The sequence below is a fragment of the Amycolatopsis sp. NPDC059027 genome (assembly GCF_042739735.1).
Lineage (GTDB): Bacteria > Actinomycetota > Actinomycetes > Mycobacteriales > Pseudonocardiaceae > Amycolatopsis.
Genome location: NZ_JBHYIK010000004.1, coordinates 1 through 26,601 on the forward strand (window position 1 = coordinate 1; position 26,601 = coordinate 26,601).

Sequence of the window (26,601 nt, forward strand, 5' to 3'; positions counted from 1 at the left end):
ACCGGGTCGTGCTCGTCGTCGCGACCCGGGGCGAAGTGGGGGCGGGGCCCGGGGGGAGACGACCCGCGGGGGGTACAAAAGTGGGGGGCCGCCGGGGCCGCGCCCCCCCCCCCGCTTCGACGTCCACAGTGGATTGTCCGCTCTTGAAGCGGGCCGCGAACACGTGCTGACCGAGGCCGGACCACACGTCGTCCTGCTCCGGCAGGCACACCACGGTCTCCGCGCCGGCCTCGTCGAGCAGCTTCTGCCACTGTGCCCTGGTGATGAAGGTCTGATCGAGGCTCTGCCGGAAGTCGACGAAGTCGGTGAGTCCCTCCTTGAACTCCATCGACACCATCAGCTGGTAGTTGTCCTTTGTGGACTCGATGAACACCAGCCAGCCGCCGGGGGCGAGTGCCTCGCGCAGGCGGGCCAGCATTTCGCCCGCTTCCCGGCCGTTGTGCAGTACGTTGTTGCACACCAGCACATCCACCGAGTTCGGCGGGTAGCCCTGCGCGCGGTAGTCCTGGTTGAGGTCGAACAGGCCGTAGCGCACCCACGGGTAGGCACGGTAGCGCTGTTCCGCCTCGTTGAGAAAGAACCGGGAGACGTCGGTGAAGTGGTAGTCCACAGTGAACTCGTCGAGCGCCGGGATCAGCTCGGCGCTGGTACCGCCGACGCCGGCGCCCACCTCCAGTACCCGTAACGGCTTGCCGGACGGCCGTTCGGCGGCCAGCTCCCGCAGTACCGCGATGGTGACCTGGTTGAGGTACCTGCTGAGCAGGTTGTCCTTGTACGCGGCCTCCGCGGTGTCGAACCGGCCTTCGGGGAACAGCAGCGCCAGCGGATCGAGCTCGTCCCGCATCAGCTCGGGCAGCCGCTCACTGCTGATCTTGAGGTAGTGCATCACCTTCTCGCCGTACCCGACCTGTTCGGTGATGACCTCCATCCGCTGCCAGAGCGCGTCGATCTCGCCGGGCTGGATCTCCCGCAGGCCGTGGTACCGGCCGGTGTCCGGTTCGCGGCTGAGCATCCCCTCTCGTTCCAGCACGTTCAGCCATCGACGCAGCAGCCGGTGGTGCCGTGGGGCCGCCTTGACCGCCTCCAGGATCTCCGGCAGCTCGTGCGTCCTGCCCGGCGACCCAAAGAGGTCGTGTTCCCTCAGCGTCTTGGCCATGCAGCGCAACGCGACGTCGTCGAACAGCCGCACCAGCTCGCCGAGCAGGCCGGGGTCGACGCCGTCCGCGACCGCCGAGGCCGCCTTTCCGGCCGCTGTGCGCAGCGCACTCAGGTGTTCGGCGTCGGCGGGATCGGCCTGATCCCGTTTCGCCGCTTCGACGAAGGCGACGAGGCGGCGGTCGAACGCGTCGGAGCCGGCCACCAGCGCCACCGCGGATGCCAAGCCGGGGAAGGAGCCGAGTGCCGCGTCGACCTCGGCCAGCTCGATCCGGTGGCCCCGGATCTTGACCTGGAAGTCCTCCCGGCCAAGGAACTCGATCACTCCGGAAGGCAGGTGCCTGCCAAGGTCCCCGGTGCGGTAGAGCCGCTCCCCGGTGACCGGATGCCGCACGAATCGCTGTCTGGTCTTCTCCTCGTCGCCGAGATAGCCGATGGCGAGCCCGGCGCCGCCGATGTACAGCTCGCCGGCCGTCCAATCGGGACACTCGTGGAACCGGTCGTCCAGCACGTGGAAGGTCTGGTTGGCCAGTGGCGTGCCGTAGGGGATGCTGTGCCACTCCGGCGGAACCTCGCCGATCGGGTGGTGGATCGACCAGATCGCGGCCTCGGTCGCCCCGCCGAGGCTGATCAGCCGGAGCTCGGGGACACGCGCGCGGATCTGGTCCGGCAGTGCCACCGGGATCCAGTCGCCGGAGAGCATCGCCAGCCGCAGCGACGGCAGCCGCAGATCCGGTTCCGCGTCCAGATAGTGCTGCAGCATCTGCAACTGCGCCGGAACCGAGTTCCACAGCGTGACGTCGTGCGCTGCCACCGATTCGGCCCAGTGGGACGGGTCGGACCGGCGTTCCGCCGACGGCAGCACCAGGCAGCCGCCGACCGCGAGCGGGCCGAACAGGTCGTAGACGGACAGGTCGAAACCGAGGTTCGCCAGTCCCAGTACGCGGTCGTCCTCGGTGACGGCGAACCGCTCGTTGATGTCGGCGATGGTGTTCAGCGCGCTGCGGTGGCTGATCATCACGCCCTTGGGCACGCCGGAGGATCCGGAAGTGTAGATCACGTACGCCAGCTCGTCGGGTTTCCGCTCGGACGCCGGCGGCTCGGCCGGCCCACCGGCGGGTTCGATGGTGTCCACCGCGAGCAGGTCGACCCCGTCCGGCGCCGGGTCGCCGGTCAGCCACGACTGGGTGAGCACCTGCCGGACCCCGGCGCCGGCCAGCATCATCGATCGCCGGGCGGCCGGCTGGTTGGTGTCCACCGGCAGGTAGGCGCCGCCTGCCAGCAGCACGCCGAACACACCGACGACCTGTTCCCAGCCCTTGTCCATGAACACCGCGACGACGTCGCCCTGCCGGCAGCCGCCGGAACGCAGCGCGCCGGCCACCGCGGTCGCGCGGGCGACGAGTTCGTCGTAGCACAGCGTCCTGGCCTCGGAGATCACCGCGGGCCGGTCCGGGGTACGCCGGGCCTGTGCCAGCACCGGCTCGTGCAGCAGGCCGTCCGGAACGGTGGTTTCCGTGGCGTTGAACCGTGTCCTGCTGTCCCGCTGGGCCGGCGGCAGCGGCACGGGGCAGGCGTCCGACCAGGCCTGTTCGCCTGTCGCCAGCTCACGCAGCAGGGCGGTGAACGCCGCGAACCCCGCTTCGATCACCTCACCGGGCAGCACTCCCTCCCGCACGTCCCAGTTGATCAGGAGCGTGCCGTCGCGTTCCGACGCCTGACAGTCGATCCACACCTGCGGGGTCTGGCTGATCCCGTAGCCGAGGCGGGCGCCGAGCAGCTTGTCCCCGATGTCTCCGGTGTTGCCGCCGAGCGTGCTGGTGAACACGACCGGCATGAGCGCGGCCGCGGCGTCCTTGCGCCGGCTGATCTCCCGCATCACCTCGACACCGGAGAACGTGCGATGCGACAGGTCCTTGCGGAGCTGGGCGTGCAGATGCCTTGCCCTGTCCCGGAAGCAGTCGCCGGCGGTCAGGTCGGTCGCCAGCAGGCTGACCGAGGTGAAGTCGCCGATCAGCTTGCCGACATCCGGGTGCAGGGGGAGCCGGTTGAGCAGCGTCAGGTTGAGGGTGAACCGTGGTGAACGGCTCCACCGGCCGATCACCTCCGCGTAGGCGGCCAGCACCGCGCCGGAGACGGTCACGCCGTTGGCCGAAGACACCTTGCGCAGCGCCGACCACAGCTCCGGCTCGATCTCGGCGTGCAAACGGCGGAACCGGGCCGTTCCGGATCCGCCTGCCGGGGCCGCGGCATCGGCCGCGTCGCCGGAGGCGAGCGGAAGTTCCGGTGCGCCGGGCAGTTCGCCGACCCGGTCCAGCCAGTACCGGCGGTCCCGGTGGTACCGGGAACCGGACCTGCCCTTCCGCTCGGCCAGTACGTAGTCCCGGAAGGTCACCGGCACCGGGGGCAGCACGCGATCCGGTTCCCGGTACAGCTCGCTCAGCTCGCCGAGCAGGAGCTGGATGCTCATGAAGTCCGCGATCAGCAGGTCGATCGACAGGTGCACGATCGCACCCTGGCCGGTGTGCGTGAGGCACAGCTCGAACAGCGGCCACCGGTCGGTCCGGTAGACCCGGTGGGACATCTCGTCCCGGATCGTGGTGAGCGCGTCGGCCAGTTGTCCCGCGTCGGCGCCGCGGAGGTCGCGCACGCCGATCTCGTAGTCCGGCACGGTGTCCCGCACGTACTGGTAACCGTCCGGGTGGACCACCGCGCGCAGCATGTCGTGCCGCTCGATCAGCTTGCGCAGCGCCGTTTCCAGCCGCTCGGGCCGCACGTCGGGCAGTTCGAGCTCCGCATAGCCGTGGCAGGCGACACCGCCGTAGGCGAAGCCGTCGTGCCTGCCGAACAGGTAGGCCGCCTGCACGTCGGTCAACGGGAACGGCTCGTGCCGGTGCTCGGGGTCCGAGCTGAGCTCCGGCTCGGCGTCCTCGGCGAGATGGCGCAGTATTTCGGATTTTTGCCTGCGTAGCTCGGAAATCCGCTCCTCGGTCAGCACGCCCTTGGGGGCGCGGAACTTCAGCTGGCCCGACTCGGCCCACAGCCGGACACCGGCCCGCTCCAGTTCGTCGATCAGGTGCCGCACGCTCATAGAGATCCGTCCTCGAAGACATCGGCGTTGGTCACATCGGCGGCCAGGTTCGTCGTCACCAGCGTCACCCACGCGGCGAGCGTGGGGCGGTCGAAGAGCTCGTCGAACTCCAGCTGGATGCCGAGATGGCCGAACTTGGCGGCGAGGTCCATCACCATGATGGAGTCCAGTCCCGCGTTGATCAGGTCGTCGTTCTCGCCAAGGGTTTCCGGTGGTATCCCGATCAGCTCCGCGACCGCGTCCCGCAGTGTGTCCACTGTGAACAGTGCACCGTTCGGTGCCGAATCGGCGGGTGGCGCGGGGACCGGGATCGCCGCGTCCATCGGGTACCAGTGCCGCTGCCGCTGGAAGGGATACAGCGGCAGCGGGCTGTTCGCGCGCGGTCCGGTCAGCCTGGCCCGGTCTTCGGCGGTCGGGGAGTCCACCGCGGGCCAGTCCAGTGGCGCGCCGCGGAGGTAGGCCTCGGTGAGCGCCGTGCGGCCGCCGTCGGCGGGATCCAGCGCCACCGTGCCGACGAGGTCGCCGCCGCCGACACCGAGCAGCAGGCCGACCTCCGGCGCCCGGTCGACGAACGGTGCGGCCACGCCGGCCGCGGCGAGCTCCGCGCGGACAGGTTCGTCGCACACCAGCGCGTCCGGTCGCAGGCCGAGTTCGGCCAGCACCGCGAGCAGCGTCGCCGCGCCCGGCCGACCGGCCGCGGGCCACAGCGCGGCGGGCAGCCACGACCGCATCATGGCGAGCAGTGAGCCGATCGGGTCGCCCGCCCGCAGCCGGATGGTCAGCCAGACCGAGCCGCCGTTCTCGGAGAAGGAGTCGAGCGTGTCGAGCCGCCGCACCAGTTCGGCAGGCTCGAAGGCGGTGACCACGGCACGGCACGGCAGGTGGTGGTCGCGTCCGCAGCGCCACAGTGTGAGCAGGTCCGCCTGCTCACGCTCGCTCCGGCCGGCCAGCGTCCTGGCCAGTGCTCGCGCTCGTGCTCGCGCCGCGGTCTCGGTCGCGCCGGACACCGGAATCCAACCCAGCCAGCTCGGCTCGGCACCTTCGCCCGCGATGGCCGTCTCGGCCCGCTCCAGCACCAGGTGGGCGATCGTGCCGGTGAACCCGAAGGAGCTGACGCCGATCCGGCGCGGCCGCCCGTCGTCCGGGATCGGTGCGGTTTCGGCGGGGAACCGGAAGGTGCCCGGCATGGTGCGCAGTTCCGGGTTGAGCCCGGTGAACGTCCCGCTGCCCGGCCACACGTCGTCCCGCAACGAAACCAGTGCCCGCACCATGCCGGCGGCGCCGGCCGCGGCTTCCAGGTGCCCGATATTCGTCTTCACCGATCCGAGCAACAGCGGACGGCTACGGGCACCGTGGACCTCGCGGAGCGCCTCGACCTCGATGGGATCGCCGAGCGGGGTGCCGGTGCCGTGCAGTTCCACCGCGTCGATGTCGTCCGGCCGCAGCCCGGCCGCGGCCAGCGCCGAGCGGATCACCCCGGCCTGGGCCCCGGCGTTGGGCACGGCCAGCCCGCCGGAGGGGCCGTCCTGGGCCACCGCGCTGCCCCGGATCACGCCGAGCACCCGGTCACCGGCCCGCAGGGCCGCCCGCAGCGGACGCAGTACGAACAGCACGACGCCTTCGCCGCGACCGTAGCCGTCCGCGTCGGCCGACAGGGTCGAGCAGCGGCCGCGTGGGGACAGCATGCCTGCCGCGAGCAACGACTGCTCTATTTCCGGTGACAGCGCGACGTTCACGCCACCGGCCACCGCGAGGTCGCACGCCGAGTCCCGCAGGTACCGGACCGCGGTGTCGACCGCTACCAGCGAGCCGGAGCAGGCGGTGTCCACCGCGATGGCCGGGCCGCGGAAGCCGAAATGGTAGGCGATCCGGCCCGCCGCCGAGCTGAGGCTGTTGCCCTGCGCGTAAAAGGCGCGGACCCAGTCCGGCCGCCCCGCTCTGATCGGGAGCGCGGCGTAGTCGTTGTTGCCCTGCCCGACGAATACCCCGACGGGCTGGTCCCGTAGCCGGTGCGCCGGCAGGTACGCGTGTTCCAGCGCGTGCCACGTGGTTTCCAGCAGCAGCCGGTGCTGCGGGTCCATGGCCTGCGCTTCCGCGCCGCCGAGTCCGAAGAACCCGGCGTCGAACCGGTCGATGTCGTCCAGTGCGGCCATCGGCAGGGTCAGTCCCACACCCAGTTCGGCGCGTTCCCGTGGCGCCGGGCCCGTCTCGTTCTCCCCGCGCGGCAGCCAGCGGGCGAAGGAGTCGAAATCGGTGTGCCCGCCGGGAAGACGCAGCCCGACGCCGATGATCGCCACCGCGTCGGTGGTGGGTTCCGGTGCCTGCCGGTCCGCGCCGGGCGTGTCGTCGGCCAGCGCCCGGCTCAGGCCGCGCAGGTCGTTGAACCGGTACAGCGACGCCACCGGAACCGGGCGGCCGAGTCGTTCGCCGAGCTGGTGTGCCCACCGGACGGCGAGCGCCGAGTCCATCCCGAGCTCGGCGAACCGTTCGTCCGGGCCGATGGTCGTCCGTCCGAGCAGGCCACACAACGATTCGTGGATCGCCTGGAACACCCCGACGCCGGCCGCGGGATCGCGGACCGGCGTACCCGGCTCGCCGGGCACGGCGTCGAGCCGATCGACCATCAGCGTTTCCAGCGCACCGTCCCGGTACCGTTGACCGGTCGCCTGACGGCGGATCTTCCCGGAGGAGGTCCGCAGCAGGAGGCGGCGGCGGATCAGCACGACCTCCTCCGGCACGATGTCGTGCCGCGCGACGATGGTCGCCCGGATCTGCCTGGCGATATCGGCCAGCCGCTCGGCGGGCAGGTGCCGGTCGACCTCGGCGAACAGCACAAGCCTGCCGTCCTCCGCCAGCTGGACGGCGCATGCCGCGCCCACCTTGACCGCGTCGACCTCTCGTTCGACCGACATCTCCAGATCGTTGGGATGGTGGTTGCCACCCCGGATGATGATCAGGTCCTTCAGCCTGCCGCAGACGAAAAGCTCGTTGTTGTCGAGGAAACCGAGGTCTCCGGTGCGCAGGTACGGCCCGCTGCCGTCCGGCAGGGTCGCGTGGAAGGTCTCTTGTGTCTCCTGTGGACGGTTCCAGTAACCGGACGGCAGGCCGTCGCCTGCGACCCAGATCTCGCCGATCCGGCGTTCGGGCAGTTCGGCCCCGGTCCGCGGGTCGGCGATGGCGACCCGCCAGCGATGGAAGAAGTCACCGCAGCCGACCACCGCCCGGCCGGCGCCGGCCGCGACGGGCTCCGCCCTGCCCTCGGTCAGCGCGTTCGCGGCGTACCGGCCGACCCGGTAGCCGCGTGGCTCGCGGGAAAAGGACACGATCAGCCCCGCCTCGGCCAGACCGTAGGCGGGGGTCAGCGCGGCCGGATCGAGGCCGCAGCCACGGAACCGGTCCCGGACCCGGTCCAGTGTCTCCGGCCGGACCGGTTCGGCACCGTTGACGAAGTACCGGACGCTGCGCAGATCCAGCTCGGCGAGCTCGTCGTCGGAGAACGCCTTGCAGCTCATGGTGAAGCTGAAGTCCGGCCCGCCGCTCCAGGTGCCCCGGTAGCGTGAGATCGCGGTGAACCAGCGCCTCGGGTCGCCGGTGAAGGTGGCCGGCGTCATGAAGGTGAAGGTGCCGCCGCTGAGGATGGGAGCCAGCAGCCCCATGATCATCCCCATGTCGTGGTACAGCGGCAGCCAGCTGACCATGTGGATGGGCTCGCCGTCGCCGTTCACCTGGTGCACGAAGCCGACCTGGAACAGCAGCGCGGCATGCGTGTCACAGACCGCCTTGGGCATCCGGGTGGAACCGGAGGAGTACTGCAGGTAGAGCAGGTCGTCGGCGTTCCGTGCCGGCGGGCGGAAGTCGATGTCCCCGCTGGGCAATTCGTCCACGGCAAGGGTGTCCGCGTGGTGGGGAGCGAGCAGGCCGGCGGCGGAGCTCAGGGTTCTGCGGGTCGACAGCAGTACTCCCGGCTCGGCGTCGGAAATGATGTGGTCCAGCCGCTCACTGACCCGTTTGAGCATTCCGGACTCCGGCACGTGCACCGGGACCGCGATCAGGCCGGCGTACCCGGCGGCCAGGAACGCCAGCGTGTGGTCGAGATTGCTGGGCAGGAGCAGCAGTGCTCGCGTTCCCGGCCGGTAGCGCTCCGCCAGCACCGACGCGTGGCCGCGGACTCGCCTTGCCAGTTGGGCGTAGGTCCACTCTTCGACGTTGTCATCGCCACGAATGAACCGGATGGCGACACGTTCGGCGAAGCGGCCCGCGATATCATCGAATAGTGCCGAGAATGTCGAGAATGCCTCGGAGCGACGGGTGCCACTCGTCATTGGTCGCTGCCCCCTCATGCGCTGTTGTGGACGGCACGGTGACTTTCGGTAGTTGCACCCCTACCTGTCATGCACGCTAACCGGCCCGCTTCGCAGGTTTGTTGCATCGGTGTTGCGATGGCCGCATTGAACTGCGTCCGGAAAGTGCGCCCGAAGCCGGGAAAGAATTCGCGGGTCCGGCTGGTGTCGCCGTATTGGATGAAAATCAAAATCAGGAGAACGGATTCTGTTGCCTAACCTGTGTTAGCCTTCATCTGGCCCGCGTTGGCTTTCAGCTAACCTCTGTTAGCCGAAATCTAGGCCGTTCGGTCGCGTTCGCTGGTGCTGTCGGCGTAGCAAGCGTGGGTGATTCACTGGTCCGGTCAGTGGTTTGGTGGCGGACACCTCCGTGGAACACTTGTCGACTGTACAAGCTTGTCGCTTGTACAAGAAAGCGCATGCCGCTGCTGAAGGAAAGTCGCTGGGGATGGGGTTGGTGTGCTTATCTGGGGGCGCGCAAAAGTAATCTGAAAAATTCGGCGAATATGTGCGCCCGGATGATTGTGCTCGGCCTTGACTGGGGGACTGTCGAACAAGTCGTGATTTTCCGCGGAGCGCGCTTCGACGAGGGCGGCGGCGGTGTCAGTCAGTACTGGGAGACGGGGGCCACATGGACGTGCGAGTGCTCGGATCGGTCGAGGCCAGGGTCGGCGGCGCCAAGATCGACCTGGGATCGCGGAAGCAGCAATTCATCTTCGCCGTGCTCGCGCTGGAGGCCAACCGTCAGGTTTCCGTCGAACGCCTGGTGGAGCTGACCTGGGGCCAGGACCGGCCGCCGTCGGCGAACCAGGTGGTCCGAACGCATATCTCGCGCCTGCGGCGGGTACTGCGGAACGCGCAGGTCGATCCCGATGACGTCGCGCTGGATCGGCGGCCACGGGGTTACCTGTTGCGCATCGACCAGCAGCGAGTGGACGCGCACCGGTTTCGCGCCATGGTCGACCAGGCCAGGATGGTCGACGACGTCGAGGCGGCCAAGCATCTCAAGGAGGCGCTACAGCTGTGGCGGGGTGAGCCGTTGGCCGGTCTGTGTCAGGAGCACGTGCGCCAGTACCTGTGCTGCGGACTGCACGAAGCGCGGTTGCTGGCGTTCGAGGACCGGATGGACCTCGAACTCGGACTCGGCCGCCACGGCGCGGTGCTCGGTGAGCTGTCCGAGTTCGTCGCCGGGTATCCGGACCGGCAGCGGGCCACCGCGCAGCTCATGCTCGCGCACTACCGCAGCGGGCAGTTGAGCCAGGCGCTGGACACCTACCGCAGGCTGCGGGTCCGGCTGGCCGAGCAGAGCGGGCTGGACCCCAGCCAGGGGCTGCAACGGCTGGAGACGGCGATCCTGCGCGCCAGCCCGCACCTGGAGCTGCCTGCCGGCCTCGCGTCCGGTGCCGCCAGTGCGCCGCGTGCCGCGCCGAGGCAGCTGATGGCGAACACGGACAGCTGTACCGGGCGGGGAGAGGAACTCGAGCTCCTGGATACGGTGCTGGAGAAGGACTCGGTGGACGGCAAGGTGCCTACGGTGGTGATCACCGGTGGCCCGGGTTTCGGCAAGACTTCCCTTGCCGTGCAATGGGCACACCGGGTGGTGAACCGGTTCCCGGACGGTCAGCTGTGGGCGAACCTCGACGGGATGTCCAGCCGGCCTCGATGTCCCGCCGACGTGCTGGCGCAGTTCCTCCGTGCCCTGCACGTGCGCGCCGCCGACATCCCGGACCGGCTCGAGGAGATGGCCGCGACGTACCGCAGCCTGCTCGCCGACCGCCGGATGCTGGTGGTACTCGACGACGCCGCGGACCATGAGCAGATCCGGCCATTGCTTCCCGGGTACTCCGGTTGCGCGGTAGTGGTCACCTCACGGCGCCGGTTCGGTGCGCTGGCAGGCATCCGGCCACTCGAACTGGGTTGTCTGGACGCGACGTCGGCCGTCGCCATGCTCGGTGGAATCATCGGCGTCAACCGGGTCGACGCGGAACCCGTTGCGGCCCAGCGAGTGGCGGATTCGTGCGGGAACCTGCCACTCGCGCTCCGCATCGCGGGCACCAGGCTCGCCGTTCATCCACAATGGACCATTGGATATTTCGCGGACCGGCTGAAGGACGAACGGCGGCGGCTCGACGAGCTTTCGGACGGAACCCTGACCGCCCGCGCCTCCTTCACCCGCACCTACCGGCACCTGGAGGGTGAAGTACGCGGCCTGTTCCACTGGTTCGGCCATGCCGACCTGCCGGAGGTCAGCCTGCCGAAGGCCGCCCGGCTGCTGGGCTGCCCGCTGTCCACCATGGAGGCCAGGCTGGACGCCCTGGTCGACGTCGGGCTGCTCGAGGTGGTGCTCTCCCCGGTCGGCCCGAAGACGGCCCGTTACCGGATACACCCGCTGATCCGGCATTTTGCCCGCGAACAGGCCGAGGCCACCTCGCTGAAACCCCGGATCCACGCCGAGCCGATGCCCGTCTCCGCCGGGTGACCGGCGTCGTCAGGACCGGTCGGCGCGCACGCCGGAAACTCTGCGGAATACCCGACACAGGATGTCGTGTATTGCTTGGGAGGCTGATCGGCGTGACGAACAAACCAGTGGCCACTGAGCCGAACGACCTTGGCAGGTATTTCGTCGAGCGCGTGAACACGGGCGATGTCGACGGGCTGGTGGCGTTGTACGAGCCGGACGCCGTGCTGGCGTTCCCGCCGGGCCATCTCGCGACCGGGCACGCGGAGATCCGTGAGGTGTTCGAGCGGATGGTGGCGGCAGGGACGGTGATCTCGCCGGGCAGGCAGCAGCCCGCGCTGGTGAACGGCGACCTCGCCCTGACCGCGACCACGTTGACAACCGGCGAGGTGACCGCCGAAATCGCCCGTCGTCAGCCGGACGGGTCGTGGCTACGGGTCGCGGACAGGCCGCCAGTCATGCCGTAGCGGGAGCGGACGGGTACGACGATGCGGTGCGGTGTGGTCAAGATCGGGGCATCGCGTCGGCCCTGTCCAGTGCTCCCAGTAGCGCGCCGGCGCAGAGTTCACGCAGTTCCGTCCGGGAGAAGGACCGGGCCGTCAGCCATTCCACGCACAGCACGCGGACGAACAGCAGCCCTCCGGTCAGTGCGGCGGACATCAGGTCCCGCGCGTGCTTCGTCAGACCGGAGGCGTCGAGGAGCCGTTGCCGCAGTACGGCCGGTTCGCCGGTGATGACGGCTTGGATCACCGGATCGCCGGCCAGGGTGCGGTTGGCCGCCAGGACCGTGTTGCGATGGGCCAGGAAATAGTCGAAGTGTGCCTCCAGGCCGGCGGTGATCTGTTCGACCAGGGGGACGGCCGGGTCCGGTTCGGTTTCCGCGAGCAACCGGTCGGCCGCCTGCTGGTACACGGCCGCGAACAGCTCGCCGCGCCCGTGCACCACGTCATGATGTCCTACCTGCTGCGGCGCGCCGCGAAACAAGGCTGAACCAGCCTGCCCGCGGCCACGGTCGGCGAATCCCCTGGAGGGGACCGTTCGGGGAGGCGGCAACCGTCGCCCGGCGCGATCGGGGAAGGGGCGGCCAGTCAGGACGGGTGGTCGTCAGCTCTCGTCATGGGCGAGTGCGTCGTCACGAGACGGGCAGATGGTCAGGAAGGTCGCGGCTCCGGTGAGGTCGAGGGCGCGACGGACGGCGTGGTGGGTGGCGCCGAAGACGTGTAGCTGGGCTGCCTGTGCTTTGGCGCGTTGCTGGGCTTCGATCATGGCGGATATCCCGCAGCTGCCCAGGAACGTCACGGCCGAGAAGTCCAATAGCAGCAGCCGGGGGCCCGGGGCGAGCGCGGTCGCCACCTCGTCGGCCAGTACCGGTACCGCGGCCAGGTCGAGTTCGCCGCACAGGATCACCTCGGCGGTGTGCGCGTCGAGGTGCTTGGCCAAGGCCGAGAACGGAACGTCGCCACCAACGACTTCGATCACCCGCACCACCCCGTCAGGTCACAGCGATCCCGGGAGATCACCACACCAGCGGGGCTCTCCCGGTAACCGGAAGACAGCTGTGGGTTCAACCGCTACACCGACCGTAACGCCACGACAGGATCGACAACAACCCACACAGGGAAACGAACACCGAAATCGCCCGAGATGGCCGAATCTGCGCCCCACCAGGGTTCAACCACAGATCATCCGGGTACCGGCGCGGGCCCGCGCCGAGCACTGGCGCGGGCCAGGAAAGTGAGCGCCCCGGCGCCTCGCGCGGCTTTCGCGGTGGTCAGTTTCCGCTGCCGTACGGGCGGGTGAGGATCTCCAGCTTGTGTCCGTTCGGATCGTCGAAGTACACGCCGCGCCCACCGTCCGCGTGATTGATCTCGCCGGGCCTGGCCTTGGCCGGGTCCGCCCAGTAGGCCAGGCCGCGTTCGGTGATCCGGTCGAAGATCGTGTCGAACTCCTCTTCACTGATCAGGAACGCGTAGTGCTGTGTGGTGATCTCGCCCTCGCTGTCCATGTAGTCCAGCGTCACGTCGTTGTCCATCCGCACCGCCATGAACGGGCCGAAAGGCGTCGCCGCGGGTAGTCCGAGCAGGTCGGTCAGGAAAACCGCCGAGGCCGCCTTGTCGCGAGCTGCGACGATCGTGTGGTTCAACTGGATGGCCATGATGCTCCCTCCGGTGTCCGGCCGCCGCGATCGGCAACCGGGTCACTACCGACGCTAGAACGTCGAGCTAACTGGAGGTCAAGGCCATACGACATCGCGGCGCCCGGGGAGACTCCGGGCGTTGACAACAAGAGAAGGAACCGTGGGCGCGAAGCATGATCGCGCTCGCACCCGGGTTACCGGTCACCGCGAAACGCGGCAACCGGGGTAACGCCGGGACCCGCCGGGTGAGGCCCGAGGTGGTTCAGGAATCGGGCCACAAGCGAGCGGTCAGCCCATCTGGTGCCAGACCCAGTCGTGGCATCGGTACCAGTGGTGAGCTCTGTTGCTGTAGAGGACCTGGCCTTCGTTGGAGGGGTAGCACCCGGGCAGGTCCGGGGGAGCCGGGAGCAGCTGCCTGCCCAGGTTCGTCGCCACAGCGGTGCCGGCAACCGCGGCAGGCGCGAGAACCAGCCCGGAACACATGACGATCATCGATACGGTGAGCAGCGCGCGACGGAGAAGATTCATGGTTTTCTCCTTGTGTGAGAGCCAATCCGCATGATTCGCAGCTATCTTGTCGCCGACGGATACTCGAGGCAACGGAACGGCCGGAACAGGACAGGAACACTCCCCTGCGGGAATCCTGGCATGAAAATGGCCCGTCCTGCCGGGAGATTTCCGGCTGGACCGACCGTCGATCAGCAGATCCCGATCAGCGAGTCGTTGGTGGTCTCCACCTGACCCGGATGCCACACCCAGCCGGAGCCTCCGGAAGAGCTCACGTTGTACCAGTTGTGGTCAGGTGTCTGGCAATTGACCGCGACCGAGGAACCGGACACGCCATGACCCGTGACCGGTGCGCCGGGGGCCGGTTGCGCGACGATGTCGGTATCGGCGATGAACTTTCCTTCCACCCAGCCCGCGGCGTGGGCCGACTGTGCCGTTGCCGCGGAGATTCCTCCGATGATCGCAACGGACAGGGCTGCCATCACTACCCTCGAGACGAATGTGCGCACTGGTTCTCCTCTGGTCTCCACGGCGATACTCCGTGAGCGTCCGAGCATCGCGTGATCAATTGACCGGAGAAAGCTAGCAATCGGTGATGAAATTTCAGTGACACTCGTCCGCGTGGCCGGGACTCGGGGACGCCCCTCGCCGCTACCGAGCGACATCGGACATCATCGACCTCGACGACCTGTGGGAAGAATGAGGGATTCATGGCTGACGAGCCGATCGACCTGATCCACCTCGCCGGGGAGGGCAGCAGTTTCGTGCTCCGGATCCGCGGCACCTTTCCGGGCTCTGACGACCTGCTGGACGGAGAGCTCCGGATCGACACGACCTTCGTCACCGGCAGGCTGCAGATGTGGCTGGCCCAGGACACGGTGGACGCCTGGCGCGACGCTCTCGATGTGCTGGACGCGGGCGACGACGTGGTGTGGGACACCGGAACCCGGGGGCCGATGGTGTCGCTCGAGCACGAGGAGTTCGAGCGGGTGGCCATCACTGTCCGGGACCCGGATGCCTCGGGCGTCGGGGTGACCGTGCCGATCCCGCTGGACGACGGCTGGTTCGACGACGCCTACGACCGGCTTGACCGGGTCTGGCAGCAGTGGTTCGGGTCCGCCTGATCCAGTCGCGGAAGCAGGCAGGCGGGCGCCGGAATCCGCGGATCTGTCCGTTGTGGACGGTTCACGTGGCTCATGGTCCTGCTCTGTGGCTTGCGGCGCATGTCTTCCACCACTCCTGTTCGGACACGCCGCGCGCGGTCCCGCCCCGCGGCGCGGGACGGGACCGCGGACGCCATGGTCACGCGATCTTCGGTGCGGCCCGCAGGCCGATGTAACAGCAGCCGGTGCCGTCCGGCAGGGTGCCGAACACCACCGGCATGTACGCCTCGGTCGGGCTGTTGCGGCCGGCGAACACGTTCTCCGCCACCGGCTCGAGCTCCATCTTGAGTGAGGGGGCGAGCCCGGCCATGCCGTCGACGAAATCGTAGACCAGGTACGGCTTTCCGTTCCGCTCGCTGACGGTGATGGCCACGCCTTCGCGCCGGTAGGTGCCGACGAACCGGGCGAGGTCCACCTCGATCGGTTCCGTGGCGGGGGCGAACTCCACCGGCATCCGGGCCCCCGCCAGTTCCGAGAGCAGGTCGCGGAACAACGCGGCGTAGACCCCGCGAGAATGCGTCCACGGGTTGTCGCCGCCGTTGCACAGCAGCGCGATGACGACCCCGGCCTCCGGCGCGATCCGCAGGTAGCCGTGCTGGCCGACGGTCGCGCCGTCGTGCCCGTAGCCGAACACGCCGGTCCAGTCGTACAGCGTCCAGCCGAGGCCCCAGGCGTCCGAGCTGACCGTCCACTTGTCCGGCACCTCGACCTCGCGGCGTTGCATGGACGCGACGGTCTGCTCGGACAGCAGCCGGGTGCCGTCCGGCGCGACTCCGCCGTCGAGGTGGAGTTTGCCGAGCCGCACGATGTCCGCGGCGCTCGCGCACAGGTAGGCGCCGCCGGGAGTGTGCGAACGCTGCAGCGGGTTCCAGGACGGCGCCGGTTCCGGGTAGGCCCCGGACGGGCCGAGGTGGCTCATCGCGGCACGGAAGCGCAGCGCCTCCTCGGGCAGCGTCACGGTGTGCTCCAGCCCGAGCGGGACGATCAGCATCTCGCGCAGCGCCTCGTCGTAGGTCTTGCCGGTGAGTACCTCGATGATCCGGCCGAGCACGCTGTATCCGGAGGTGCTGTAGGAGGCCACCGTTCCCGGCGGCACGTCCTGCGCGATGTTCACGCAGGCCTCGACGAACCGGGCGAGGCAGTCGTCGCCACGGCCGGTTTCCGCGTGGAAGTCACCGCTCATGCCGCTGGTGTGACTGAGCAACTGGCGGGTGGTGATCCGCTTGGTCGCCTCCGGGTCGGCGACCGCGAACTCCGGCAGGACGTCCACGACCGGGGCGTCCAGGTCGAGCTTGCCCTCGTCGGCCAACCGCATGATCAGCGTCGCGGTGTGGATCTTCGTGATCGAGCCGACCTGGAACACCGAGTCGGTGGTCACCTCGACGCCGGTGCCGCGGTGCAGCACACCGCTGGCCAGTTCGTGGATCTCGCCGTCGACGAGGACGGCGAGCGACGCGCCGGGCACGTGGTGTTCCGCGCGCAGCTCGTCGAGCCGGGCCTGCCAGCGGGCGGTGTCGAACGTCATCGTTTTCTCCTTTGTTGCTGGGATTTCAGCTGACCTTGGGGGTGGCGCGCATGCCGATGTAGACACAGGAGGTGCCGTCGCGAAGGGTCGCGAACACGACCGGCATGTAGCCGTCGCTGAACGAGGGACCGGCGCCGGTTCCCGCGAACACCTTGTCGGTGACCGGAGTCAGGTCGACGTCGAGCGGCGGGGACATGCCCGCCATGCCATCGACGAACTCGTAGCGCAGGAAGGGTTTTCCGTCCTTTTCGGACACCGTTATCGCGGCGCCCTCCCGGCGGTAGCGACCGGCCAGTGGCGCGAGATCGACCGCCGGCGGTGTGCTCGGCGGGCCGAACGGCTCCGGCATCCGCACCCCGGCCAGCTCATCGAGCAGTTCCCGGAACAGGTGCGAATACAGCTGGCGCGCGCCGCCGCCGTTGGTGGTCAGCGCGATCGCCACCCCGCGATCGGGCACCACACGCAGATAGGCGTACTGGCCGATGGCCGCGCCGTCGTGCCCGTAGCCGCGGGTGCCGAACCAGTCGTAGAGGGTCCAGCCCAGCCCCCAGGCGTCCGAGCTGACCGTCCACTTGTCCGGCACCTCGACCTCGCGGCGTTGCATGGACGCGACGGTCTGCTCGGACAGCAGCCGGGTGCCGTCCGGCGCGACTCCGCCGTCGAGGTGGAAGCGGGCGAAGGCGGCAAGGTCGCCCGCGCTGGCGATCACCCGGCCCGCCGGGCCGATCGCCCGGGACTGGAAATCCCACCGTGGCGCGGGATCCGGGTCCTGTCCTGCCTCGCCGAGGTGGCTCATGGCCGCCCGGAACCGCAGTGCCTCCTCGGGCAGCGTCATGGTGTGCTCGAGCCCGAGCGGGGTGAGCAGCCGGTCGGCCAGCGCCTGATCCCAGGTCTGCCCGGTGAGCACCTCGACGATCCGGGCGAGCAGGACGTACCCGCTGCCGCTGTAGGAGACCGCGGTCCCCGGCGGTACGTCCTGCCCGAGCACCCAGCACGCCTCGACATACCGCGCGAGGCAGTCGTCACCCCGGCCGGTGTCCTCGTGGAAGTCACCACTGATTCCGCTGGTGTGGCTGAGCAGCTGCCGCACTGTCACCGTTTTGGTGGCCTCGGCGTCCGCGACCGCGAAGCCAGGGAGCACGTCGGTCACGTGGCTGTCGAGATCGAGCTCGCCGGAGTCGACGAGCTGCATCACCTGGGTCGCGGTGTAGATCTTGGCGATCGATCCGAGCTGGTACACCGAGTCGGTGGTCGCTTCCACGCCGGTGCCGCGGTGCAGCACGCCGCCGGCCAGTTCGTGGATCTCGCCGTCGACAAGGACGGCGAGCGACGCGCCGGGCACGTGGTGTTCCGCGCGCAGTTCGTCGAACCGGGCCTGCCAGCGGGCGGTGTCGAACGGAGTACTCATGGTTCTGTGCTCCTCGATGTCGATCGGTTCACGCGGCCACTTCGGCCGTCCGGGGTTCATGGGGCAATTGCTCGGCGGAGCCCGTCTTGCGGTTGCGCAGCACCAGGAAGGCGACCGCGGCCGCCACCGCGACGCCGCACGCGCTGACCACGAAAGTGGTGGAGATGGCGGAGGTGAACGCCGAGCGCGCGGCGTCGCCGAGGCCCGGTACGGCCAGTGCGTCCGCCATCGACCGCTTGGCCGATTCCGGAGCCGAGCCGGGCATGGCCGAGCTGAACCCACTGGACAGGACGCTGCCGAGGACGGCGACGCCGAGCGCGGCCCCCATCTGCTGGATGGTGTCGTTGAGCGCTGACCCGACTCCGGCATGGTCCGCGGGCACCGCGCTCATCAGCGAGGAGATCGCCGAAGGCATGGCGAGCCCGCCGCCGATGCCAAGCAGGAACAGCCCGATGGCGAGCGTCGCGAACCCCTGGCCGGTGGAGACCGTGGACAGCACGCCGAACGCGGCCGCCATGATGACAAGGCCGGTCGTGGCCAGCGTCCGGTTGCCGAACCTCTGCCCGAGGGTCGCGCCGGCCGTGTTCGCGAGGAGCGAGGCCACCGCCATCGGGATGAACGCGAGGCCCGCCTGGGTCGAGGTGTAGCCGAGCACGAACTGCAGGTACTGGGCGAGCACCAGCAGCAGGCCGCCGTTGCCGATCTGCACCAGGGTGAGCGAGAAGCTGCCGCCGGAGAAGTCGCGATTCCGGAACAGCTCGAGCGGCACCAGCGGATGCGCCACCCGCAACTCCCAGAACACGAATCCCGTGAGGCCGAGCACCGCGACCGCGAGCGCGGTCAGCGTGACGGGGTGGCCGAGCCCGGCCCTCGGCAGCTCGATGATGGTGGCGACCAGTGCGGTCATGCCGACGAACGAGAGCACCGCCCCGAGCGGATCGGCCTTGCGCCACGGCGCCTTGGACTCCGGCATCAGCAGCAGCGCGGCGATGATGGCGAGCCCCGCGATCGGCACGTTGATCAGGAACACCGCGCCCCACCAGAACCACGCGATCAGCGCGCCACCGAGCACCGGGCCGCCGACGAGGCCGATCATCGCGACCGCGCTCCACACGGACATCGCCTTGCGGCGTTCGGTGTCGTCGAACACGGTGATCAGGATGGACAGCGTGCTCGGCATGATCAGAGCGCCGCCGATGCCCATCACCACCCGCGCGACGATCAGCTCGACCGGGCCGGCGGCGAAGGTCGCGACCAGCGACGCCGCGCCGAACAGCGTGAGCCCGACGAGCATGATCTTCCTGCGGCCGAACCGGTCGCCGAGGCCGCCGGAGGTCAGCAGCAGACCGGCGAAAACCAGGATGTACGCGTCGAGGATCCACTGGGTGTCCTGTGCGCTGGTGCCGAGATCCTCGGCAAGCGGCGCGAGCGCCACGGTGAGAACCATGTTGTCGACCACCAGCACCAGCGTGCTCAGGCAGAGCACGACCAGGATCAGCCAGCGGCGCGGATGACGTTCGCCAGTTCTGTCCACAAGAGATTCCTTTCGCGGTACGATACGTCGTGCGCGACTAGCGCACACTGTACGCATGGGGGAGTTCGATGGTGAGCAGAAGGCCGCGCAGGGGCGGTCAGCCCGAGGGGGGATCCCATTCGGTGAGCTGGACGACCACACCGTTCGGGTCGGCGATCCGTACCGTCCACTCACCCCACGGCGTACGCCGCAACGGGCCGAGCAGGTTCGCGCCTTCCCTGCGGAGCCGGTCGTGCTCGGCGGCGATGTCCGTGACGCTGAACGACACCAGTACGTCCGCGAGCGGGTCGCGGGCCGGGTCCGCGGGCGGCACGGATTCCGGGTCGCGTTCGCGCAGCACGATGTCCGCCGCGCCGTCGTCCCGGGTCAGCAGTACCACGTCCTCGGTACGCACGTCCTCCCGGAAACCGAGGTGCGTGGTGAAGAACTCGGCGGCCGCCGGAACATCGCGGACCCGCAGTGACACCGAGGAAGCAATGACTATCACGGCACCAGCATCACCGCCGGCCGGCGGCGGATCAACGACGGAATCCGCAACGCCGGTTAACCGCAAGGTTCACGGTCGGGAGTAACAGTGGAACTTCGGGACATCGAGATCTTCCTGACCCTGGCCGAGGAGCTGCATTTCGGCCGTACCGCGCAGCGCCTGCACGTCTCGGTGGCCAGGGTCAGCCAGGCGATCAAGAAGCAGGAGCGCGGCGTCGGCGCGGAACTGTTCGAACGCACCAGCCGCACCGTGCGGCTCACCCCGGTCGGCGAGCAACTGCGTACCGATCTCGCGCCGGTGTTCCGGGGACTGCGCGAAAGCGTGGAGCGTGCCCGGATGGCCGCCCAGGGCAAGACCGGGGCTCTCCGGGTCGGCATGATCGGCGCCAACGCCTATGACCTTCGCCCGTTCTGGGAGTCGTTCCGCCGCCAGTACCCGCAGTGGGGACTGAAGATCCGGGCCAGCCCGTTCATCGACCCGTTCGCCGCTCTGCGCCGGAGCGAGATCGACGTGCTGGTGTCCTGGCTGCCGGTCGAGGAGCCGGACCTCACCGTGGGGCCGGTGATCTTCACCGAGCACCAGGTGCTGCTGGTCTCGCCGGAACACCGGCTGGCCGTCCGGGAATCGGTGTCGCTCGAAACGCTCGGCGACCACGGCGTGATGGACACCAAAGACGACGAGGGGCCGGAGTACTGGAAGGACGGTTTTTCGCCGTACTACACCGAAAGCGGGCGCCGGATCGAGCGGGTCGGCCCGCTGATCGACAGCATGGACACCATCTTCACCGCGGTCAGCACCGGCGAGGTGGTACACAATCTCGGCGCGCACTGGGCGCGTTATAACGGCCGGCCGGACATTCTGTACCTGCCGATCGACGGCTTCGCCGGGCTGCGGTGGGCATTGATCTGGCGCAGCGACGCGGAGACCGAGGCGATTCGGGGGCTCGCCGCCGTGGTCCGGGAGATGGGCACGCTCACTCTGTAGCGTGTGGCTCACGCGAAACGGCGAAAGGAGGCCGGAAGGTGGCCGGTACGCGTCGAGTCTCCTCGGTCTGGACCCGGGAGAGCAAGGACGAGCAGCCCGCGTTGAGTCCGGGCCAGATCGTCACCGAGGCGATCCGGCTGCTCGACGAGGAGGGCCTCGAAGCGCTGAGCATGCGGCGTCTCGGCGCCCGGCTGAACGCCGGCGCCACCTCCCTGTACCGGCACGTGAGCAATCGCAACGAGCTGATCGAGCTGATCGTCGACGAGGTCTACCAGGAGATCGAGGTGCCGGAGCCGGACACTCCGGAGGACTGGCGCGCCTCGGTCGCGGTGTGCGCGCGCAGCATGCGGGCGATGATCCTGCGACACCCGTGGATCGCCGCGCTGCTCGGCATGACCGGGCTTTCCTATCTCGGGCCGAACGTGCTGCGGCTGAACGAGCGCATGCAGCAGCGGTTCGAGGCCGTGGGGTTCGAACCGCGCGAAGCGGCCAACGCGATCAGCGCGCTTGTCTCCTACGTCATCGGGATGGGGATCAGCGAGGCCGCGTGGCTGACCCTGGTCGCCCGTACCGGCGAGACCGAAAGCGCGGTGCACGCGAGCCTGCAGCCCGCCATCGAACGGGCGGTCCGGACACATCTCGACGCGCCCGCGCGGTTTCTCGGCCCGCAGTTCCGCGATCCGAAACGGAACCGCGACGAGAAGTTCGAGTACGGGCTGGACCGGCTGCTGGACGGCCTCGCCACACGACTCGACTGAGCACGTTCGATCGCCGGCACGATAACCTGTTCCATTTTTGCGCCGCCGTCGACGGCCCCACGACCTGTGCCGCGACGGCCGTTCGTCCCGGCCGCGAGCGTAGCGTTTTCGAGGATGAGCGTGCTTTGCGGCCTTCTACGAGACCTACTTCTACTACGACGAGCTCAGCTTTGGATGGTCATCGAGGCGAGGATCGTGCCGGAGCCGATAGTGATCCGCTGTGGACGGTCCGGGGTGCGGGACCACCAGTAGACACCTGAACATGCGACGGAAATCGGGAGCGAGCCGACGATGGTCGCCTCGCGGTGGTCGCGGAGGACGGCGACTTTGGCCCCGTCCGCGGTTTCGGCCATGGTCAGGCGTGCCCCGGGAAACGTGTGCAGCAGATGACGGGCTCTCGTGCGCGCGTGTTCGAGGCTGGGGTGGAGGTCGCCGCTGAAGACCGCACTGGCTCTTTCGAGGGCGCTGATGTCGTCGGTGTGGTCGTTCGCGACGAGGTGGCAGTCGCTGGAGGGTGCCACGGTGCGGTGGAGCCGCAGGGTCGCTTGGTCGCCGGATTCCCGTGCTTCGGTGATGGTTGCGTGGAGGACGGTGGGCTTCTGGACCGCGACCTCGGGTATCGGCAGTCCATCGTTGCGTGCGGTGTGCTGGGGAAGGGGGAGGTTCAGGATTTCGTAGGCGCGGGTGAGCATGGTCGCGAGCGCGTCCTGGGCGGCGAAGGCGGACGCTGCGAGTTCGGAGTCCCGGGCGCCACCCACGAGCGCCGCGGTGATCTGCGGTTCGAGTGATTCTCCGGTGCGTAACTGGGGCAGACCACCGCGGAGCCGGTCCATCATCGATCCGGGTACGACTTCGCCGCCACCGTTGGCCGCGAAGAGTGTCGGCTTGCCGATGGCGGCGGCGTAGGCGGTGAGCGAGCCGTGGTCGGAGATGACGAGGTCGGCGGCGACGATGACGCTGCGCCATTCGCCTTGGGCGGGGATCAGCCGTAGACCGGCCGCGGTCGCCGACCGGGTCCACGCCCGGACCTGCAGCTCGCCGTGTCGTTCCCAGACGTTGGGGTGCATGGTCAGCGCGACGGCGAATCGGTCGACGGGCAGTGTGGTCACGATGTCGTGGGGGAGCTGGGGATTGCGGCCGAAAAGTGATTCGGGGCCCCAGGTTGAGCAGAGGAGAACGAGCTCGCGGCCGTCGGCCGTCAGTGCCTGGCGGTATCGGTGGCGCAGGGGCAGGTTCCGGACGATTCGTTGATAGGCGGGGTCTCCGGCGACGAGTGCTCGCTCGGGAAGACGCCGGTCGATGTCGTTCAGCGTCGCGATGTCGGCTTCGTGTGCGACGACGATGGTGGCGGGCACGACTTCGCCGTCGTGGATGAGCGCGGACCGCCGGAGCCCGGAGATCTCGCCGGCGGTGTCCGCGGCGAAGCGATGGAAGCCCGCACCGTGCGGCATGAGCATGACAGGCGCTTGGACGAGGTGCAGGTCTGTCTTGTCGCTGGCGGCCAGCGCGAGGTCGAACTGTTCTTCGACCGCTTCGGCCCAGGAGAGCTGGAGCGCGCCCATCGCGGTCAGGCGCGCGGGCAATCCGCCGGCGAAGCCGGAGCCATGGTCAACGGTGAACCACACTTCGAGCCGCGGGTCGGCGGTCAGTGGCCGGACCAGATCCGACAGCCGGTTCGCGGCGGCCGGATTGCGGAGGATGACCAGCACCCGGCGGGCGGCCCGGACCGTGTCCCAGAGTCCGGCTTCCGGCTTCCGGCTTCCGGCTTCCGGCTTCCGGCTTCCGGCTTCCGGCTTCCGGCTTCCGGCTTCAAATTCGCTTACCATGCGGTATTGCCTTGGTCAATTCCTCGATCAGGGGAGCGCAAGGCTCCTGGTGGGTGCGCCGGGTCACCGTAGCAACGGTGTTTCCGGAACGCCCATGTCGGATGTAGCCGTCCAGTACCGTGTTGGTCACAGGGAGCCAGCGCGGAGGGAGCGGCGGAATGCGCAACACACTGTCCGGACGTGCTGGGCAGGTGGTGCAGGCACGCGACATCGGATCGGTGACCTTGGCGGCGCCCGCGATCCCGGCGGCGGTCCCGGCGCTGGTGCCCGCGGCTCCCGCGACGTTCGTGGACCGTGACTCCCAGTTGCGGCGGGTGCGTGCGGTGGCGGAGTCGGCGCGTGTCGAGCTCGGGCGGCCGCCGGTGGTCGTGCTGCGCGGTATGCCTGGTGTGGGGAAGACGGCGTTGCTGCAGAAGGCCGCCGCGACGCTGAGTGACCGGTTCCCGGATGGCGCGCTGCACGCGGCGTTCGGTGCCGATGGTGACTCGCCCGCCGAGGCGCTGGGGCGGCTGCTTTTCGCGCTCGGTGTGCCGGAACCGTTGCTGCCCACGGATTTCGCGCGGCGGCAGGACCTGTACCGGTCGTTGACCGCGGGGACGCGGCTGGTCACCGTGCTCGACGACGTGACCGACGCCGCCCAGGTCGAAGCGTTGTTGCCGAACTCGGGCGCGAGTTTGGTCCTGGTCGCGGGGAACAGTTCGCTCGAGAAGCTGTACGAGGATGGCGCCGTCGGTGTGCCGGTGGAGCCGTTGCCGGTCGAGCACGGTGTCGCGCTGCTGGCGAAGGTGTGCTCGGACGGCCGGATCGACGCCGAGCCCGCCGCGGCCGCGCGGCTGGTCGAGCTGTGCGGGGGACTGCCGCTGGCGCTGCGGGTGGTCGGCGCACGACTGGCCGTCCGTCCGCAATGGACTGTCCAGCGGCTGATCGGCGAACTCGGGGAAACGGACGCCGACTCGGTCACGGACCGGCTGGCACCAGTCTTCGACGCCGTGTACGAGGATCTGCCCGAGGATGCGCGGACGGTGTACCGGGTGCTGGGCGCGCTGGTGGGAACGCATTGTGGCGCGGAACTGGTCGCGGCGATCATGGGCCGGCAGGTCGCGCGAGTACGCGAGGACCTCGAAGAACTTTACCTGCGAGCGCTGATCGAGGAGCCGACGGCCGGGACATACGTCATGCACCGGATGGTGCGCACGCACGCGTTGCGCCGCTCGGCGGCCGAAGACCGTGAAGAGGACCGCGCGACGTGGCTGTCGCGGGCGGTGGACTGGTGGCTGCTGGGCGCGACCGCCGCGGACGTCGCGGTCACCGGATGGCAGCGCCTGCGTATCGCCGACCCGGCGCGACTGCTTTCGCCGGACGCCGTGACCCCTGATGCCCTCGCGGGCTTGGCGTGGTTCGAGCGGGAACTGACCAACATTCTCGCCGCGCTGGAGGCAGCCGCGGCCAAGCGCTGGCACGACCGGGTCTGGCAACTGTTCGAAGCAAGCTTCGCCTACTTCGACGCGCGCCGCCCTCTCGCCAGTTGGTACCGGGCGGCGAATGTGGCCGTCGAATCCGCGCGGATCGCCGGCAACGCACCGGCCGAGGCACGATGCCGCTGTCTGCGGGCGAAAGCTCTGCAGGAGCTGGAACGCTTTCCCCAGGCGGCGGCCGATCTGGCCAGGGCACGCGAGCTCGCCTCCGGCGACGAGTGGCTCTTCGCGTCGACCTGCGATTTCACGGGCAACCTCGCGCTGCGGGAACAGCGGTTCGACGACGCGCTCGTATGGTTCCAGAAGGCGCTGGACATCAACATCACGCTGGGCAAGGCCCGAGGCACCGCGATGCAGACCGTGTTCGCCGGGCGGGCGCTGGCCGGGCTGGGCCGCTACGGTGAGGCACTCGAGACGTTGGAACGGGCGCACCAGCTCGCGATCGCGGCGACAGCGGAGAGCGTCGCGGCGAAGGCCCTGCTCGCCACCGCGGCGGTGTGCGTGGCGCAAGGCGACTTCGGCCAGGCGGATCGTGTGCTCGAGCAGGCCGCGGCGAGCGCGAAGGAGGTCGGGCAGAGCGCCATCGAGGCCGAGGTGGCGACGCTGCGGTCGTCGACGGCGCGGCAGCGAGGGCGGGACGAGGAAGCCGACCGGCATGCCCGGTTCGCCGCCGGCGTGTACGGGCGCATGGGAAGTCCGCGTGCCGGTGAGGTGCTCGCCTGGCTCGGCATCTGACGGAGCTCGGTGCGCTCGACCGTGCCCGCACGTGCTGTCATCGACAACGTCCCTTGTGTGGCAACGATGAGCCCGCTCGTGCTCGCCCTCACATGACCGCCGTCGGCGCCAGCGCCAACGTCGTCATGCCCGGCATCGCCACCCGCTCCGGCACTCCGATCTCCTTCTTGGCGGTCGACGGGGGTGCGCCACGGTCGTACCAAGCAACAACAACGGTGATCAACAGTTTCAGGCTTGCGAGAGACCCCGCCCGGTCTACGGCGGGCGGCGGAGACGGCCTGGCTGGTCAAGGCCAGCCAGGCCTGCCGCAGATGTCCTATCGTGCCCGCGGTATTGGTACGCGTTGCCTTGGGGGCACGTCTAACAATTGGCCGCTCCGGGCTGATTCTGGACGTACGCGAACCCTTCGTGCTGATTGTTGGGGTTGAACACCCAACGCCACCAGGTTCTTGCGGCCGAGTCGTAGAAATTGCAGAAGAATCTCACGTGCTGCCCGTCGGTGGCTTGCCCTTGGTTGCAGTTGCTGCCAGGGCACTGGTACAAAGTTTGATTCCATTTGACCTGCAGGTCACTGCCGGCTGCGCCGCAGTCCACGTCAGGATCTGCGTATTTGAGATAGTTGACCGGAATGAAGCCCGTGTGCTCGTTCGCGCGGTTGAAGACCAGGCCCCATTTGTAGCCGCTGGCGTTCCACGTGCACACTTCAGCAAGATCATTGCCTGGATATGCCTGCCCTTGGTTACACTGGAATCCAGGACATTGGTACAGTGTTTGATTAGAAGTAACCTCATTGTGCCAGCCGACTCCCATTACGGATGCGGAGACCGGCTTCTCCTGTATGTCGGCAGGCCCAGCGCTCGCTGCGGGGGCTCCTGTGAACATCGCCCCGATGAACGTGCTGACCAGGAGTATCACTCGAAGCTTCGTACGTATGCCACTACTCATGTCGTTGCCCCTTAGAAGCGATTGACTCGAACTGCACGAGCAATGCACCACCTCCCCGAAGGACTCCGGCGAG

General features: G+C 68.9%; 20 protein-coding genes. 6 read left to right on the forward strand and 14 right to left on the reverse strand.

The genetic code is table 11. The annotated features are described in order from the left end of the window. On the reverse strand, positions 1 to 4,246 hold a 4,246-nt coding region (locus ACFWY9_RS03710; RefSeq protein WP_378338063.1), incomplete at its 3' end, for an amino acid adenylation domain-containing protein. After that, on the reverse strand, positions 4,243 to 8,568 hold the full coding sequence (locus ACFWY9_RS03715) for a beta-ketoacyl synthase N-terminal-like domain-containing protein (RefSeq protein ID WP_378338064.1): 4,326 nt from the start codon (positions 8,566 to 8,568) through the stop codon (positions 4,243 to 4,245). The genes ACFWY9_RS03710 and ACFWY9_RS03715, both read right to left, overlap by 4 nt. Before the next feature lie 649 nt (positions 8,569 to 9,217). On the opposite strand from ACFWY9_RS03715, the gene ACFWY9_RS03720 reads away from it, so the two are divergent. Together ACFWY9_RS03720 and ACFWY9_RS03725 are read left to right on the forward strand one after the other, a co-directional pair. Continuing rightward, the gene (locus ACFWY9_RS03720; RefSeq protein ID WP_378324712.1) at positions 9,218 to 11,065 is read left to right on the forward strand and encodes a BTAD domain-containing putative transcriptional regulator; all 1,848 of its coding nucleotides are present in this window, start codon (positions 9,218 to 9,220) and stop codon (positions 11,063 to 11,065) included. 107 nt (positions 11,066 to 11,172) lie between these two features. Further along, positions 11,173 to 11,511, forward strand: coding sequence for a YybH family protein (locus ACFWY9_RS03725; protein WP_378338163.1), 339 nt, complete (start codon positions 11,173 to 11,175; stop codon positions 11,509 to 11,511). A gap of 37 nt (positions 11,512 to 11,548) precedes the next feature. Here the strand turns inward: ACFWY9_RS03725 and ACFWY9_RS03730 are convergent, their stop codons facing one another. The 5 genes from ACFWY9_RS03730 to ACFWY9_RS03750 all read right to left on the reverse strand — a co-directional run bounded on the left by ACFWY9_RS03730 (position 11,549) and on the right by ACFWY9_RS03750 (position 14,197). Beyond that, positions 11,549 to 11,989, reverse strand: a complete 441-nt coding sequence (locus ACFWY9_RS03730) for a hypothetical protein (RefSeq protein WP_378338065.1) — start codon at positions 11,987 to 11,989, stop codon at positions 11,549 to 11,551. Between the two features lie 159 nt (positions 11,990 to 12,148). Further along, positions 12,149 to 12,523, reverse strand: coding sequence for an STAS domain-containing protein (locus ACFWY9_RS03735; protein WP_378324710.1), 375 nt, complete (start codon positions 12,521 to 12,523; stop codon positions 12,149 to 12,151). A gap of 292 nt (positions 12,524 to 12,815) precedes the next feature. Further along, positions 12,816 to 13,199: a VOC family protein gene (locus ACFWY9_RS03740; RefSeq protein WP_378324709.1), complete on the reverse strand. Its 384-nt coding sequence runs from the start codon at positions 13,197 to 13,199 to the stop codon at positions 12,816 to 12,818. Positions 13,200 to 13,469: 270 nt separating this feature from the next. Beyond that, positions 13,470 to 13,709 carry a hypothetical protein gene (locus ACFWY9_RS03745; RefSeq protein ID WP_378324708.1) on the reverse strand — a complete coding sequence of 80 codons (240 nt, stop codon included), beginning with the start codon at positions 13,707 to 13,709 and terminating at the stop codon, positions 13,470 to 13,472. Positions 13,710 to 13,879: 170 nt separating this feature from the next. After that, positions 13,880 to 14,197 carry a hypothetical protein gene (locus ACFWY9_RS03750; RefSeq protein WP_378338066.1) on the reverse strand — a complete coding sequence of 106 codons (318 nt, stop codon included), beginning with the start codon at positions 14,195 to 14,197 and terminating at the stop codon, positions 13,880 to 13,882. Between the two features lie 201 nt (positions 14,198 to 14,398). On the opposite strand from ACFWY9_RS03750, the gene ACFWY9_RS03755 reads away from it, so the two are divergent. Further along, positions 14,399 to 14,812, forward strand: a complete 414-nt coding sequence (locus ACFWY9_RS03755; RefSeq protein ID WP_378338067.1) for a DUF5959 family protein — start codon at positions 14,399 to 14,401, stop codon at positions 14,810 to 14,812. A 178-nt stretch (positions 14,813 to 14,990) separates the two neighbouring features. On the opposite strand, the gene ACFWY9_RS03760 is transcribed toward ACFWY9_RS03755, so the two are convergent. From ACFWY9_RS03760 to ACFWY9_RS03775, 4 genes are all read right to left on the reverse strand, one after another. After that, a complete protein-coding gene (locus ACFWY9_RS03760) occupies positions 14,991 to 16,376 on the reverse strand; it encodes a serine hydrolase domain-containing protein (protein ID WP_378338068.1) in 1,386 nt (461 codons plus the stop codon). 25 nt (positions 16,377 to 16,401) lie between these two features. Beyond that, positions 16,402 to 17,784: a serine hydrolase domain-containing protein gene (locus tag ACFWY9_RS03765; protein ID WP_378338069.1), complete on the reverse strand. Its 1,383-nt coding sequence runs from the start codon at positions 17,782 to 17,784 to the stop codon at positions 16,402 to 16,404. 28 nt (positions 17,785 to 17,812) lie between these two features. Next, the gene (locus ACFWY9_RS03770; RefSeq protein WP_378338070.1) at positions 17,813 to 19,318 is read right to left on the reverse strand and encodes an MFS transporter; all 1,506 of its coding nucleotides are present in this window, start codon (positions 19,316 to 19,318) and stop codon (positions 17,813 to 17,815) included. Between the two features lie 97 nt (positions 19,319 to 19,415). Beyond that, positions 19,416 to 19,805, reverse strand: coding sequence for a VOC family protein (locus ACFWY9_RS03775; RefSeq protein WP_378324698.1), 390 nt, complete (start codon positions 19,803 to 19,805; stop codon positions 19,416 to 19,418). A gap of 87 nt (positions 19,806 to 19,892) precedes the next feature. Here ACFWY9_RS03775 and ACFWY9_RS03780 point away from each other — a divergent pair, with 87 nt between their 5' ends. Then, positions 19,893 to 20,789, forward strand: a complete 897-nt coding sequence (locus ACFWY9_RS03780) for a LysR family transcriptional regulator (protein ID WP_378324697.1) — start codon at positions 19,893 to 19,895, stop codon at positions 20,787 to 20,789. A 38-nt stretch (positions 20,790 to 20,827) separates the two neighbouring features. After that, the gene (locus tag ACFWY9_RS03785; RefSeq protein ID WP_378338071.1) at positions 20,828 to 21,547 is read left to right on the forward strand and encodes a TetR/AcrR family transcriptional regulator; all 720 of its coding nucleotides are present in this window, start codon (positions 20,828 to 20,830) and stop codon (positions 21,545 to 21,547) included. A 164-nt stretch (positions 21,548 to 21,711) separates the two neighbouring features. On the opposite strand, the gene ACFWY9_RS03790 is transcribed toward ACFWY9_RS03785, so the two are convergent. After that, a complete protein-coding gene (locus ACFWY9_RS03790; RefSeq protein ID WP_378338072.1) occupies positions 21,712 to 23,373 on the reverse strand; it encodes a hypothetical protein in 1,662 nt (553 codons plus the stop codon). A gap of 158 nt (positions 23,374 to 23,531) precedes the next feature. On the opposite strand from ACFWY9_RS03790, the gene ACFWY9_RS03795 reads away from it, so the two are divergent. Continuing rightward, the gene (locus ACFWY9_RS03795) at positions 23,532 to 25,583 is read left to right on the forward strand and encodes an NB-ARC domain-containing protein (RefSeq protein WP_378338073.1); all 2,052 of its coding nucleotides are present in this window, start codon (positions 23,532 to 23,534) and stop codon (positions 25,581 to 25,583) included. An 88-nt stretch (positions 25,584 to 25,671) separates the two neighbouring features. On the opposite strand, the gene ACFWY9_RS03800 is transcribed toward ACFWY9_RS03795, so the two are convergent. Next, entirely contained in the window at positions 25,672 to 25,806 is a 135-nt protein-coding gene (locus ACFWY9_RS03800) for a hypothetical protein (RefSeq protein ID WP_378338074.1), read from the reverse strand. Between the two features lie 137 nt (positions 25,807 to 25,943). Further along, complete coding sequence (locus ACFWY9_RS03805; RefSeq protein WP_378338075.1) at positions 25,944 to 26,528, reverse strand: hypothetical protein; 585 nt, start codon at positions 26,526 to 26,528, stop codon at positions 25,944 to 25,946. Positions 26,529 to 26,601: the final 73 nt, after the last annotated feature.

What these genes read in the sequence shown, in the direction of transcription:
- ACFWY9_RS03715 (WP_378338064.1), bottom strand. Translation starts at nt 8,568, where the DNA reads ATGACGAGTGGCACCCGTCGCTCCGAGGCATTCTCGACATTCTCGGCA.
- ACFWY9_RS03720 (WP_378324712.1), top strand. Translation starts at nt 9,218, where the DNA reads ATGGACGTGCGAGTGCTCGGATCGGTCGAGGCCAGGGTCGGCGGCGCC.
- ACFWY9_RS03740 (WP_378324709.1), bottom strand. Translation starts at nt 13,199, where the DNA reads ATGGCCATCCAGTTGAACCACACGATCGTCGCAGCTCGCGACAAGGCG.
- ACFWY9_RS03745 (WP_378324708.1), bottom strand. Translation starts at nt 13,709, where the DNA reads ATGAATCTTCTCCGTCGCGCGCTGCTCACCGTATCGATGATCGTCATG.
- ACFWY9_RS03755 (WP_378338067.1), top strand. Translation starts at nt 14,399, where the DNA reads ATGGCTGACGAGCCGATCGACCTGATCCACCTCGCCGGGGAGGGCAGC.
- ACFWY9_RS03760 (WP_378338068.1), bottom strand. Translation starts at nt 16,376, where the DNA reads ATGACGTTCGACACCGCCCGCTGGCAGGCCCGGCTCGACGAGCTGCGC.
- ACFWY9_RS03765 (WP_378338069.1), bottom strand. Translation starts at nt 17,784, where the DNA reads ATGAGTACTCCGTTCGACACCGCCCGCTGGCAGGCCCGGTTCGACGAA.
- ACFWY9_RS03790 (WP_378338072.1), bottom strand. Translation starts at nt 23,373, where the DNA reads ATGGTAAGCGAATTTGAAGCCGGAAGCCGGAAGCCGGAAGCCGGAAGC.
- ACFWY9_RS03795 (WP_378338073.1), top strand. Translation starts at nt 23,532, where the DNA reads ATGCGCAACACACTGTCCGGACGTGCTGGGCAGGTGGTGCAGGCACGC.
- ACFWY9_RS03805 (WP_378338075.1), bottom strand. Translation starts at nt 26,528, where the DNA reads ATGAGTAGTGGCATACGTACGAAGCTTCGAGTGATACTCCTGGTCAGC.